This window comes from Capnocytophaga canimorsus, assembly GCF_002302565.1.
Lineage (GTDB): Bacteria > Bacteroidota > Bacteroidia > Flavobacteriales > Flavobacteriaceae > Capnocytophaga > Capnocytophaga canimorsus.
On record NZ_CP022382.1, the window covers coordinates 620,045 to 633,123 of the forward strand.

12 protein-coding genes are annotated in these 13,079 nt (G+C 34.7%); 11 read left to right on the plus strand and 1 reads right to left on the minus strand.

Going from position 1 to position 13,079, the window contains the following annotated elements; translation table 11 throughout:
* Positions 1 to 202 precede the first annotated feature (202 nt).
* Entirely contained in the window at positions 203 to 514 is a 312-nt protein-coding gene (locus CGC47_RS02695; protein ID WP_041999661.1) for a hypothetical protein, read from the plus strand.
* 564 nt (positions 515 to 1,078) lie between these two features.
* On the opposite strand, the gene CGC47_RS02700 is transcribed toward CGC47_RS02695, so the two are convergent.
* Entirely contained in the window at positions 1,079 to 1,984 is a 906-nt protein-coding gene (locus CGC47_RS02700; RefSeq protein ID WP_095899952.1) for a hypothetical protein, read from the minus strand.
* A 433-nt stretch (positions 1,985 to 2,417) separates the two neighbouring features.
* On the opposite strand from CGC47_RS02700, the gene CGC47_RS02705 reads away from it, so the two are divergent.
* The 10 genes from CGC47_RS02705 (at position 2,418) to rny (ending at position 13,055) form a co-directional block, all read left to right on the plus strand.
* On the plus strand, positions 2,418 to 2,936 hold the full coding sequence (locus CGC47_RS02705; protein ID WP_013997540.1) for a DUF7935 family protein: 519 nt from the start codon (positions 2,418 to 2,420) through the stop codon (positions 2,934 to 2,936).
* A gap of 11 nt (positions 2,937 to 2,947) precedes the next feature.
* Positions 2,948 to 5,053, plus strand: a complete 2,106-nt coding sequence (gene recG / locus CGC47_RS02710) for an ATP-dependent DNA helicase RecG (protein ID WP_041999667.1) — start codon at positions 2,948 to 2,950, stop codon at positions 5,051 to 5,053.
* 57 nt (positions 5,054 to 5,110) lie between these two features.
* Positions 5,111 to 6,073 (plus strand): Gfo/Idh/MocA family protein, encoded by a 963-nt coding sequence (locus tag CGC47_RS02715; protein ID WP_013997542.1) that lies wholly within the window; start codon positions 5,111 to 5,113, stop codon positions 6,071 to 6,073.
* Positions 6,074 to 6,077: 4 nt separating this feature from the next.
* The gene (locus tag CGC47_RS02720) at positions 6,078 to 6,740 is read left to right on the plus strand and encodes a YggS family pyridoxal phosphate-dependent enzyme (protein ID WP_095899953.1); all 663 of its coding nucleotides are present in this window, start codon (positions 6,078 to 6,080) and stop codon (positions 6,738 to 6,740) included.
* A gap of 94 nt (positions 6,741 to 6,834) precedes the next feature.
* Positions 6,835 to 8,220 carry a hypothetical protein gene (locus CGC47_RS02725; protein WP_095899954.1) on the plus strand — a complete coding sequence of 462 codons (1,386 nt, stop codon included), beginning with the start codon at positions 6,835 to 6,837 and terminating at the stop codon, positions 8,218 to 8,220.
* Between the two features lie 144 nt (positions 8,221 to 8,364).
* Positions 8,365 to 9,846, plus strand: coding sequence for a hypothetical protein (locus CGC47_RS02730; protein WP_052456105.1), 1,482 nt, complete (start codon positions 8,365 to 8,367; stop codon positions 9,844 to 9,846).
* Positions 9,847 to 9,888: 42 nt separating this feature from the next.
* A complete protein-coding gene (locus tag CGC47_RS02735; protein WP_041999676.1) occupies positions 9,889 to 10,521 on the plus strand; it encodes a 7-carboxy-7-deazaguanine synthase QueE in 633 nt (210 codons plus the stop codon).
* A gap of 150 nt (positions 10,522 to 10,671) precedes the next feature.
* Positions 10,672 to 10,962 carry a hypothetical protein gene (locus tag CGC47_RS02740; protein ID WP_041999679.1) on the plus strand — a complete coding sequence of 97 codons (291 nt, stop codon included), beginning with the start codon at positions 10,672 to 10,674 and terminating at the stop codon, positions 10,960 to 10,962.
* Positions 10,963 to 10,971: 9 nt separating this feature from the next.
* A complete protein-coding gene (locus tag CGC47_RS02745; protein WP_013997548.1) occupies positions 10,972 to 11,274 on the plus strand; it encodes a cell division protein ZapA in 303 nt (100 codons plus the stop codon).
* A 209-nt stretch (positions 11,275 to 11,483) separates the two neighbouring features.
* Positions 11,484 to 13,055: a ribonuclease Y gene (gene rny / locus CGC47_RS02750; protein ID WP_013997549.1), complete on the plus strand. Its 1,572-nt coding sequence runs from the start codon at positions 11,484 to 11,486 to the stop codon at positions 13,053 to 13,055.
* The last annotated feature ends 24 nt before the right edge of the window (positions 13,056 to 13,079 follow it).

Below are 13,079 nucleotides of genomic sequence, written 5' to 3' on the forward strand. Positions count from 1 at the left end.
ATCTTTCAAAATAAAAACCCAAAAAATAACATCTATTTTGAGTACACTTCAATTCCAATGAAATGCTAAAAAACTTAATTTTTTAATAAATTTTCACTTTTATTAAAAAACATATTGTTTTTTATGTACCTTTACCTCAAAGGGAATTACAAAATAATAATTTCTTTTTGAAAATATGTATTAACTAAAAAATCACAACATTATGGCACGAAATTCTTTCGCAGAAAACATTACCCGAAATCAAATGCTGGTAAAAGGATTACAAGGCAGAGCAGAAAATCTTCCAATAGGGGTTACCGCTGAAATTGTTACAGAAATGGACGCACTAAACAAACAAGCAATGGATTTGAACGCAGAGCAAGAAAAACTGAAAGCTAAACTCAAAGAAAAGACCGCTCAACTCGATACGATTATCAAATCTCTTGAAGAAAAACACGCTTTTGTTAAAAAGTATGTAAAATTAGGTGTACCCAAGAAACTTTGGCGAGAGTTCGGTATTGAAGACAAACGTTAATGTAATTATAGAGCTACCTCAAAGCTGACAATCATACCATTTAAAGTTAAAGATTTTAAAATCGAATTGCTTTTTTCAGCCTCTGAGGTAGCTCCTTTTTATTTTCTAACCCTATTATTTGTTTTTTTAAAGAAAATACAATAAATCATCTTAAAAATTAAAAATTACATCTGGTGTAAAACTTACACTACATAGAAAATACAATACACAATATAGGAAATTAAAAAGTACATCTAGTGTAAAACTTACACCACATAGAAAACACAATACACAAGGTAGGAAATTAAAAAGTACATCTGGTGTAAAACTTACACCACATAGAAAACACAATACACAAGATAAGAAATTAAAAAATACATCTAGTGTAAAACTTACACCACATAGAAAACACAATACACAAGGTAGGAAATTAAAAAGTACATCTGGGTCAAAACCTTATATCAGATGAGAAATAATTAAAATTAAAGCAATTAGAAAGTTAGTAGATTAAAAGAATAAGGATAATAAACTAAAAAGGCTGTCGTTATTCGGACAGCCTTTGCGTTACTTATATTACTTATATTACTAATAGGTATATTCTGTTATTGATGTTTCAGGAGAGGATTCGTTATGTCTTTTAAGGTCTTTCACCACTCGAACTGGATATCCATTGCTATGGTACTGATAGTTGTATTGAGTAGTTTCCATTTCTTTGTTATCAACAATCAATTTCGTATGCACAAGATTATTTTTCATACGTTCTACATCAATAAAATAATCGGGGAAGATTTTTAATGACCAAGCAACGTGTAAAATATTCTTTTTATCATCATACTGGTATTCATAAACACTATTATTATTTACTACTGACTTAATTACCCTTTTCTGAGCATCTAAAGTATATGTTTTCTCATCACTAGGTGGTACTGGTCCTCCATCAGTTGCCACTATACCTTCCACTTCTTTTATTTCATTATCAGACAGATACGTAAAATCCGTTACTCTTTTGCGTGTTTCTGTTATTTTTTCTTCCTTTTTAACCAGTTTATCCCCTTCATAAGTATAGGTATAAGTAATTATATTCGTCTCACCTTTATTTGAGCGTTCTTCGGTTTTCTCAATCAATTTGCCGTCTTGATAGCTAAACGTCCCTTTGAAAGTTTGTTTACCACTTTCAAGGTCAGTTATTACAAGGTTTTTAAGTAAATCATTTTCATAAAAGAATATGATTTTTGTTGCTTCGTGTTTCTTTCCGTTTTTGAAAATCGTTTGTGTAGTTGCTAAAATTTTATCGTTTTCTATCTGGTTTTCCTCTTCTTTTCTATAATTGTTGACCACTTCTTTCCCTGCTTCATAATCTTTTTGCGTATAAGTTTGTACCACTTTTTTAGGATACACAAACGATTGATGGTTCTCCCCTTCGGAGTTAGCATTATCTTTGGAGCAGCCCACCAATAGCAATGCCGCTACCAATAATTTCATCTTTTTCATATTTATTATATTTTTTAAAGTTTTCGATGGTAAAGGTAGCCTTTTACCCAAAATCAAACTACTAACATTGTGTTAAAAAACAAAAAAGAATCTCCCCAATTTAAACTCTATCCTTGTTTGTCATCTATAACTTGTAACTTTTCACTTTATCCTTTTCACTTTATCCTTTTCACTTTATCCTTTTCACTTTATCCTTTTCACTTTATCCTTTTCACTTTATCCTTCCCAACTTTCTTTGTTGTTTTTTAAATGAAATATTGTATTTTTGTTCACGGAATATATAAAAATCAGGTGGTATTGAAAAAGGGATTACAAGTATTCAAACGTTTTTAAGTGGAACTTAGAATCGGTTTAACTTGATAAAAATAGCTTATTTTGGATATACTTTACCTTTTAAACCAGCACCGAAAATCAATAAGAAATATAAAAATTTATGGAAAATCAAGTCATTGCTTTTTTTGCCTATTGTGCTCCTGCAATTATTGTTGGGGTGGTTGCTTATTATTTTTTCTACACGCATACTAAAAATGAAGATAATCGTCGCCGATTTTTACTTCAAAAGGAAAATCAAAAACTTTCTTTACCACTTCGCTTACAAGCTTATGAACGTATGGTTTTGTTTTTGGAACGCATCAATCCGCAAAAACTATTATTAAGGCTTCCTGCGGCATCATTAACCAAAAAAGAATATGAATTGCTACTTATCAAAAGTATTGAGGAGGAATTTGAGCATAATATGTCGCAACAAATCTATATGAGCGAAGGATTATGGAATGTGATTAAAACAGCCAAATTAGCTACTATCCAAATCATACGAAAGGCAGCGCAAGATGAGGCTTTGGCTGATGCTCACGCAATGACCGAAAGTATTTTTAAAGAATTTATTGACAAGGCAACTCCTTCATCAAGCGCTATTGGTTATCTAAAAGAAGAACTTAAAACTTTTTTATAAGTGATTAAAAGGTGAATCCTGAGGTTTTACATACTCCTATTGTATATCTGCGTGGTGTTGGTACTCAACGTGCTGAACTACTCAAAAACGAACTAGGCATACACCAATTTCAAGATTTACTTAACCTCTTCCCCAATCGATATATTGATCGTACTCGATTTTATAAAATCAGCGAACTGCAAAACAACTCTGCCGAGGTACAAATCGTTGGTAAAATCATACATCTTAAAACAGTAAGTTCGGGCAACAATAACCGATTGGTTGCCACTTTTACTGATGATATAAGTACAATGGAATTGGTTTGGTTTAAGGGCATCAAATGGCTGCGCGACACTTTAAAAATCAACGAACCTTACGTGATTTACGGAAAAATAAATTGGTTTAATGGGGCTTTTTCTATGCCACATCCTGAAATGGATTTGGTAGCTGATTTTAACCAAACGATGGGTAATACTATTCAACCCGTATATCCTTCCACCGAAAAATTATCTAAAAGAGGCGTTACCAATAGAGTAATTCGGCAACTGATGCAAAACTTATTTCAAGATGTAGGTAAAGCATTTTATGAAACACTCCCCCACTCCATACTTTCAAGTTTAAATCTGATTTCAAAATCAGAGGCTTTGGTAAATATTCATTTCCCAAAAAGTCAAGAACTTTTAGGTAAGGCTCAAATGCGTTTGAAATTTGAAGAGCTCTTTTACATCCAATTACAATTGGTCAGAAAAAACATTTTACAAAAACAACGTTTTAAAGGCTTTACTTTTGATAAGGTAGGCGAGGTTTTTTCCGATTTTTATAACAACCGATTGCCCTTTGACCTTACTCAAGCACAGAAACGCGTACTGAAAGAAATCCGTAATGATGTGGGGTCTAACGCTCAAATGAACCGACTGCTTCAAGGCGATGTAGGTTCAGGAAAAACCATTGTAGCACTAATGGCAATGCTACTTGCCATTGATAACGGCTTTCAGGCTTGTTTGATGGCGCCCACCGAAATCCTTGCCTCACAGCATTTTCAAAGTATTTCTGAGTTATTAGAGGGTTCGTCAGTGACCATTGCGCTTTTAACAGGCTCCACCAAAAACAGCCAACGCAAAATTATTGATGAGCAATTACAAGAAGGTTCATTACAGATTTTGGTAGGCACTCACGCTTTGTTGGAAGATAAAGTAAAGTTCAAAAACTTAGGTTTTGCCATTATTGACGAACAACATCGTTTTGGGGTAGAACAACGCTCTAAATTGTGGAAGAAAAATCACAGACCACCACATATTTTAGTAATGACCGCAACGCCCATACCGCGTACCTTAGCTATGAGTGTTTATGGTGATTTGGATATTTCTATCATTGATGAGCTTCCCCCTGGAAGAAAACCTATACAAACCGTACATCGTTACGAAAATCATCGTGCTAAAGTCTATGAATTTATAAAAAAGGAGATTGATCAAGGCAGACAAGCTTACGTGGTATATCCGCTTATAGAAGAATCCGAATCGTTAGACTTTAAGAACCTTACCGAAGGCTTTGAGTACATTGAAAATAGCTTTCCAAGACCCAAATACCAGATTTCTATGGTACACGGACGAATGAAACCTGCAGAGAAAGATGCCGAAATGGAAAAATTCAAGCAAGGCATTACGCAAATTATGGTAGCCACCACCGTAATTGAAGTAGGAGTCAATGTACCTAATGCTTCAGTTATGGTTATCGAAAGTGCAGAACGCTTTGGGCTTTCACAACTTCATCAATTACGCGGACGAGTAGGAAGAGGCAACCAACAAAGTTATTGTATCTTACTCACTGGAAATAAATTAGGGAGCGATTCACTCACCCGTATGCAAACAATGACTCAAACCAATGATGGCTTTCAAATTGCTGAAGTAGATTTAAAACTCCGCGGACCAGGTGATTTAATGGGTACGCAACAAAGTGGCGTTCTTGCCCTAAAAATTGCCGACTTGGTTAAAGACCAAACCCTCTTAAGGGCAGCCCGAGCAGAAGCTATTCAATTATTAAAATCAGACCCTGAGCTTAAAACCCCTGAAAACAGAACTGTTGCCTACACCTTACATCAATTACATACGCATAAAAATATCTGGACATTCATTAGCTAAAAATGTATCGGTTTTTCGGTACATTTTCATATCTTTGCTCGACAAAAATCATAAAAAATGAAATTGAAAGCAGGTGTTTTAGGTGCCGGACATTTGGGTAAGATACATTTACGTTTGTTAAATCAGTCCGAAAAATACGAGTTGGTAGGTTTTTATGACCCTGACCAAGAAAATGCAAAACAAGTATCTCAAACCTTTGGCTATCATCGTTTTGAAACCATTGACGCTTTAATAGCCGCTTGTGATGTGGTTGATGTAGTTACCCCTACCGTAAATCATTTTGAGTGTGCCAAACAAATAATTACCAGCGGAAAACATCTGTTTATTGAAAAACCTATTGCTAACACTGTTCAGGAGGCTGAAAGTATCATTGCATTAGCTGAAAAACACGGTGTCAAAGGTCAAGTAGGGCACGTAGAGCGTTTTAATCCTGCTTTTATAGCCGTACGCGAAACCATCACCGACCCGATGTTTATTGAAGCCCATCGTTTGGCAGAATTCAATCCTCGCGGAACGGATGTTCCTGTGGTTTTGGACTTAATGATACACGATATTGATGTGATTTTAAGCGTTGTAAAATCAAAAGTAAAACACATTTCTGCTAGCGGAACAATGGTCATCAGTCAATCGCCTGATATTGCCAATGCACGTATTGAGTTCGAAAATGGTTGTGTTGCTAATCTTACCGCAAGTCGTATATCCCTTAAAAATATGCGTAAATCACGCTTTTTCCAAAAAGATGCTTACATTTCAGTAGATTTCTTGGAAAAAAAGGTAGAAGTGGTAAAAATGAAAGATGCCCCAAAAGTTCCCGGCGATTTCGATATGATTTTGCAAAATGCCGAAGGAAAGCAAAAGCAAATCTACTTTGAAAATCCGCAAATTAGTACAAACAATGCCATTTTAGACGAATTAGAAACCTTTGCCGACGCCATCAATAATAATACCACCCCAATAGTTACACTACAACAAGGTACTGAAGCTCTGCGTATTGCTAAACAAATTGTTGAAAAATTATAATCCAATGAGCATTACCGAAAACCTGAAACAACTCAAAAATACCCTACCTAATGATGTGATTTTGGTCGCTGTTTCCAAATTCAAACCCATTGCTGATTTGCAAGTTGCTTATCAGGCAGGACAGCGTGTATTTGGGGAAAGTAAAATTCAGGAAATGACTCAAAAACAAGAGGCACTACCCAAAGACATTCAGTGGCATATGATTGGTCACGTACAACGCAATAAGGTAAAATATATGGCACCATACGTAAGCCTTATTCACGGGGTAGATAGCCTTCGCCTTTTAGAAGAAATTAACAAACAAGCCCTTAAAAACAATCGAGTTATTGATTGTCTTTTGCAAGTGCATATTGCTCAAGAAGAAACCAAATTTGGTTTTAACCCACAAGAAATTTTCGACTTGATAACCAATCCTTCCTTTAGTAATTTAAAAAACATAAAAATCAAAGGACTTATGGGAATGGCAAGTTTTACCTCAGATGAAACCCAAATTAAAAAAGAATTTCAACTACTTAAACATTGTTATGACAAGTTAAAAACAAAAGAACATCCGCTTTTGAGTATCGAATTTTTATCTATGGGAATGAGTGACGATTACCCAATCGCTCTTGCTTGTGGTAGTAATATGATTCGAGTTGGTAGTAAAATCTTTGGCAATCGTGGATAAACATTGCACAAGGTGTACTATTTAATTTTGTAGATGAAAAATAGTTTGTCTGATTTTTTATCTTAATTTTGCGTTAAAATTAAGATTTTTAGTTATGGAACCATACCAAAGGCTCACGTTATTTTTCTTTACATTATCATTTTCGGTATTTTCGCAAGACCATAAAGCGTTTAAAATCCGTAATGAATTTGAAATTCAAGGAGATATAACCATTATCGGAAATCAGATACTCAGCCAAAAATCCAAAAAAGCAACTGTATTTTCTCCCTATAATGATGTTTCAGAACAAGCCAAGATAAATGACCAGCTAAAAATGTATTACGTTGATATTGATGAAAATGAAGATACATTTTCTTCAAGTAGTGCTAACTTAATACTACCTAAAAATAGCCAGATTGCCTATGCTGGATTGTATTGGTCGGCAATCTATCCTTACACTTTAGGCGAACACAAATCGGGAAACAAATTCAAAATTTTGGATAAAGAGCGTCTCTCTCCTGAGAATATTCTGTTAAAAATTCCTTCCAAAGACGAATACATTCCCATTCAAGGAAGTATCCTTGCAGACACTTACAATTCTAAAAATGAGCTTTTAAAAGAAAAAGGAGGATATTTGGCTTATAGTGATGTTACTCAAATTATAAAATCGCAAAAACAGCTCAGCGGAACCTATTTTGTAGCCAATGTATTGGCTGCCAATGGCGAGGTTTACGGCGGTACTTGTGGCGGATGGGTTTTAGTTGTCGTTTTCGAAAATGAGGCACATTCTGTCAAAAAAATCATTACTCAAGATGGTTTTGTGTATGGAAGTACAAGTATCAGTTATGATTTTTCGGGTAAAGAAAATGAAGACATTCGTGTGCTTGGTGCTGCTTTAGAGGGTGACCGCAACATTGCCAACGATAAAATGATAGCACATTTGCCTCAAAATAATATTTCTTTCCCTTTAAAAACAGATATTCGAAAAGAAAATGATTTTTTTAATAGTACAATAACTAAAAATAATCAACATATTGAAGAAAGAACTCCGAATAGTCTAAACACTTTAGGATTCGACCTTTATGATATTGACCTTTCAAAAGAAATCATAGCAAAAGACGTTGGTTTCATTACCTTTAAAGTCATTTCAGTAGCCGACAAAGCTTTTCAATTCTTCAATGCAGTTTGTGTTGAACTGACGGAAACTAAAGCCACTGAAAATGAACTAACAAACAATAATATTACGATAGAACAATCTCTACTTCAAAATACAAATCAACTTTTTTACAACATCGTAGGAGTTTTTAAAAATAAGCATTATGCTATCAATTTTGTAAATGACTTAGCTAAAGAAAAAATTATAGCAAAATACTGGCTCGATGAGCAAAACAACCTATATTACATCTACACGCAACAATCTCAATCCGAGCAAGAAGCCGAAAGAGAACGAAACATACTTAATGAGCAAAAGAAAATCAAAAATTGGATTCGCATAAAATAATCATTAAAAATCAGATTATTATAAAAATGTTTATCTAACGTTCATTTCTAAAGGCATATAGACGTTTTGTTTTTTATCTTAAAATTTTCTTGTTTAAATATTAAATTATTCTTAATTTCGGCGGCGAAATGAAAAATAGAAGCTATGAAACAAAGTTACTTATTCCTTGCATTGTTGTTGCCGTTATTTCAAGTAAGCTTTTCTCAAAACGGAAATCAACCCTTTAAAGTCAGAGATGACTTTGAAATCAATGGGGATATCGCTATCATTGGTAATCAAATCGTCAATCGGGAAGAAAACAAAGAAAAACCCAATATACCTTTCAACGAAGTTTCCGAAAAAGCTCGGTTTAACGACCGTTTTGTAATGAAATATGTTGATGTTGATACCAATGACCATACTTTCTCTTCAAGCAGTGCTACTTTGGCTTTAAACAGCGGAAAAAAACGCAATTTACTTCGGGCGGGACTCTACTGGAGTGCTACTTATCCGCATACTTTTAGTGAAAAAAAGAAAGAAAACGAATTCAAAATTACAGATAAAACCAGAAATATTCCTAATACGGTACTGCTTAAAATTCCTAGCAAAGACCAATATCTACACGTTGAAGGCAAAATGGTTTTTGACGGGTTTTATGCATTCAGTAACCTAGATTTCAAAGGAAGTGAACCTTATGTAGCTTATGCCGATATCACTCATTTAATTCAGGACACTCATAATTTTGAAGGAGAATATTTTGTAGCTAACATACTCGCCGCCAACGGAGAGATTAAAGGAGGAAGTTGTGGCGGATGGGCTATGGTATTTATCTACGAAGAAGAAGGAGCCTCTGCAAAGAAAATTACCACTCACGACGGATTTACTTCTGTAAATACGGTTTTAAACTACCAAATTAACCCAAAACAAAATGCAAAAGGGCGTATTTTAGGAGCAAGTATTGAGGGAGACTTAAATGTAGTTGGTGATAAATTAGTAGGTAATTTCCCTAAAAACAACATTTCTTTCTTTATCTTGGAACAAGGACGAAGTCGAGATGATTTTTTCAACAGTTCTATTACCAAAAACAATCAACACGTAAAAAGCAGAAATCCTAATAGTAAAAACACCTTAGGTTTTGATATATATGACATTGAATTCTCTAAATATCAACAAATTCTAACCGATGAACAAGAGCTGAATTTGAAACTCATCACAGGCGCCGACAAACCTTTCTTGTTCTTCAATGCAATTTGCATTGAAACCGAAAAGAATGAAAATGGAACCTATAATAGGTTTGGTAATTCGGCTGAAACTAAAGAAATTGACGCCTTTGATGTCTCTGCTGAAATGGCAAAAGCAGGAATTGGTGAAGATGATATTAAAAATATCGAAATAAATAACTCTGACAAAGGTTTTTATAATGTAATTGGTGTATATTTCAATTCAAAAAGTGTACTAAAACTTATCGAAACACTCAATAAAAAAGGTTACGAAACCAATTATTTATTCGATGATAAAACTAATTATCATTACGTTTATACCCACCATAGTTTATCTTTCGATGAAGCATTGAAAAATCGAGACACCTTGAGCCGAGACCCTGAAATTAAAGAATCTTGGATTTTAGTCATAAAAAACAATAACTAATTTAAGATTATTGTTGTAAATTTGCCGCCCAAATGAACCCGAATGTTAAAAAAAGAAATTCAAATTGCGGTAGATAAGGGCGAAATGCTCCCCTTAATGGAAGCTTTCTACACCATTCAAGGTGAAGGCTTCCATAAAGGGACGGCAGCATATTTCATCAGAGTCGGTGGATGCGATGTGGGTTGCCACTGGTGCGATGTAAAGGAAAGTTGGGATGCTGAAAAACACCCTCCAACACATATCGAAGATATTGTAAAACAAGCAAATAACCATTCTAAAACCATTGTAGTTACGGGAGGAGAACCACTGACTTGGAATATGAATCCGTTAACACAAAAATTAAAAGCAGTTGGTTTAAGCACACATATCGAAACCTCTGGGGCTTATCCACTTTCTGGAGATTGGGATTGGATTTGTCTTTCACCTAAAAAATTAAAACCTCCCACAGTGGAAATCCTCCAAAAGGCAAACGAACTAAAAATCATCATTTATAACAAACACGATTTTGTTTTTGCTCAAGAAATGGCAGCAAAAGTAGCATCAAATTGTATTTTGTACTTACAGCCCGAATGGAGCCGACGCGAAAAAGTTATCCCTGAGATTGTTGATTTCGTGATGAATAATCCTAAGTGGAAAGTATCTTTACAAACCCATAAGTATCTTAACATTCCTTAAAGAATTCAAGTAAAAAACCATTTCTAATCACAAATCATTACTTGCCAATCATTTAAAAGTATTTTCAGAAATAAATACCTCAAAAAATTGTTTTTTTAGTGTTTCTGAATTACCTTTGTACCTACAGAATACCTAAACATTGGCTAAAAGATGGGACATGCATACCAGTTGGTGGAATCTCTCAAGCAAAAAGTAGTTTCTTTAGGAAAGCAGTTTGAAAGTCTTAGAGAGGAAAACCAAAATTTGAGGAGTTCCATTGAGTCACTTGAGCAAAAGAAATCAGAGCTTGAAAAGCAGTTGATTCTATGGAGAGAGCGATATGATACCCTTAAGGTAGCCAATAGTATTTTGGGCAGTAATGAGAATAAAACAGAGGCTAAATTAAAAATAAATGCTTTAATCCGTGAGATTGACGCTTGTATTGTTCAGCTTTCAGAATAATGATTTAAAATGGATAACACATTAAAAATCAAACTTTCTATTGGAGATAGAGTATATCCGATGCGGATTTTACCCCATCAAGAAGAAGGTTTTAGAAAGGCAGCAAAGAGCATCAATGATATGATTCACCAGTTTGAAATGAACTACGAACTCAAAGATAAAACGGATGCTTTAGCGATGTGTGCTATTTCTTTAGCCACTAGAATTGAACAATCAAAACTAAATGAAGATTCTCAAGTGGTGGAAACAAAGGAAAAACTTGAAGAAATTCACACGCTTATTGATGAAATAGCACAAAAAAATGTTCTTTAAACATAAGCAAAAATTACTGCCTGCATTGAATGTATTTTTGATAAACTCAACAGTAAAATAAAAATTGGGTGAGTGAAGTTGCAAAAGCGAGCCGTTATAAAGCGGATACTTGACCAGCTTAGTAGCCTTAAACTTGTCTTTTTGGAGTTTATACAAAAAGCTCCTCAATGCAGGTTTTTTTTATTATATTAACAACTTAAAAAACAAAAATGGATACAACACTGATATTAGGAATTATAATTGCCTGTATTTTAGGAATTGCCATCGGGGTGGCAATTGCCAAATTCTTAGAGAAGAAAAACGCGTCAAAAATCATTAGCAATGCACAAAATGAAGCCAAAAATCTTCTAAGAGAAGCTAAAAGTGAAGCTGAAAACATCAAAAAAGATAAAATTCTACAAGCCAAAGAAAAGTTTTTGGAACTTAAAGCTGAACACGAAAAGGTAATCAGTAGTAAAGACAAAAAAATGGCAGAAGCGGAAAAACGTATCCGCGATAAAGAATCACAAGTTTCTAACGAGTTGGCTCAGAATAAAAAACTCAAAGAGGACTTAGAAAATAAAAATAAAGATGCTGAACAAAAACTCTCTAATTTAGATAAAAAACAAGAGGAAATTGAGCGTCTTCATAAAAACCAAATCAAACAGTTGGAAATTATTTCTGGGCTTTCTGCACAAGAAGCTAAAATTCAACTAATTGATTCATTAAAAAATGAAGCACAAGCCGATGCAATGGCCTATATTCAAAACACAATTGAGGAGGCTAAACTCACTGCACGGCAAGAAGCTAAAAAAATAGTAATCAACACTATACAACGTATAGGAACAGAAGAGGCAATTGATAACTGCGTTTCGGTTTTCAATTTAGAATCAGATGATATTAAAGGGCGTATCATCGGACGGGAAGGGCGAAACATCCGTGCTTTAGAGGCAGCAACTGGCGTAGAAATCATTGTTGATGACACTCCTGAAGCCATCATTTTATCTTGCTTTGATGCTGTCCGAAGAGAAATTGCTCGTCTTTCACTACACAAATTAGTAACTGACGGACGCATTCATCCTGCTCGAATTGAAGAAGTGGTAGAAAAAACAACCAAACAAATAGAAGATGAAATTGTTGAAATTGGAAAACGAACAATCATTGACCTTGGAATACACGGACTTCATCCTGAATTGGTAAAATGTGTTGGACGTATGAAATACCGCTCTTCGTATGGACAAAATTTACTGCAACACTCACGCGAAGTAGCTAAATTGTGCGGACTTATGGCAGCTGAGCTCGGATTAAATGTGAAATTAGCCAAACGTGCTGGGCTTTTACACGATATAGGGAAAGTGCCACAGGTAGAAACCGAAGTTCCTCACGCCATTTTAGGTATGGAATGGGCAGAAAAATATGGCGAGAAACCAGAAGTTTGCAACGCTATTGGCGCTCACCACGACGAAATTGAAATGACTTCTTTGCTTTCACCTATAGTACAGGTTTGCGATGCCATCAGTGGTGCGCGTCCTGGTGCCCGTCGACAAGTATTAGATTCTTATATTCAGCGACTAAAAGACTTAGAAGATGCTGCATTCACATTTAATGGTGTGAAAAAAGCATACGCTATTCAAGCAGGGCGAGAGTTACGCGTAATTGTAGAGAGTGAAAAAGTAAGTGATGAAAAAGCTTCGGAGCTTTCTTTTAACTTATCTCAAAAAATTCAAACAGATATGACCTATCCTGGACAAGTAAAAGTAACCGTAATTCGTGAAACCCGTTCAGTAAACATCGCAAAATAGATTATTGGCACAGATTTTGCTTTA

What these genes read in the sequence shown, in the direction of transcription:
- CGC47_RS02705 (WP_013997540.1), top strand. Translation starts at nt 2,418, where the DNA reads ATGGAAAATCAAGTCATTGCTTTTTTTGCCTATTGTGCTCCTGCAATT.
- CGC47_RS02725 (WP_095899954.1), top strand. Translation starts at nt 6,835, where the DNA reads ATGGAACCATACCAAAGGCTCACGTTATTTTTCTTTACATTATCATTT.
- CGC47_RS02740 (WP_041999679.1), top strand. Translation starts at nt 10,672, where the DNA reads ATGGGACATGCATACCAGTTGGTGGAATCTCTCAAGCAAAAAGTAGTT.
- CGC47_RS02735 (WP_041999676.1), top strand. Translation starts at nt 9,889, where the DNA reads ATGTTAAAAAAAGAAATTCAAATTGCGGTAGATAAGGGCGAAATGCTC.
- CGC47_RS02745 (WP_013997548.1), top strand. Translation starts at nt 10,972, where the DNA reads ATGGATAACACATTAAAAATCAAACTTTCTATTGGAGATAGAGTATAT.
- CGC47_RS02695 (WP_041999661.1), top strand. Translation starts at nt 203, where the DNA reads ATGGCACGAAATTCTTTCGCAGAAAACATTACCCGAAATCAAATGCTG.
- CGC47_RS02730 (WP_052456105.1), top strand. Translation starts at nt 8,365, where the DNA reads ATGAAACAAAGTTACTTATTCCTTGCATTGTTGTTGCCGTTATTTCAA.
- rny (WP_013997549.1), top strand. Translation starts at nt 11,484, where the DNA reads ATGGATACAACACTGATATTAGGAATTATAATTGCCTGTATTTTAGGA.
- CGC47_RS02700 (WP_095899952.1), bottom strand. Translation starts at nt 1,984, where the DNA reads ATGAAAAAGATGAAATTATTGGTAGCGGCATTGCTATTGGTGGGCTGC.
- CGC47_RS02720 (WP_095899953.1), top strand. Translation starts at nt 6,078, where the DNA reads ATGAGCATTACCGAAAACCTGAAACAACTCAAAAATACCCTACCTAAT.
- CGC47_RS02715 (WP_013997542.1), top strand. Translation starts at nt 5,111, where the DNA reads ATGAAATTGAAAGCAGGTGTTTTAGGTGCCGGACATTTGGGTAAGATA.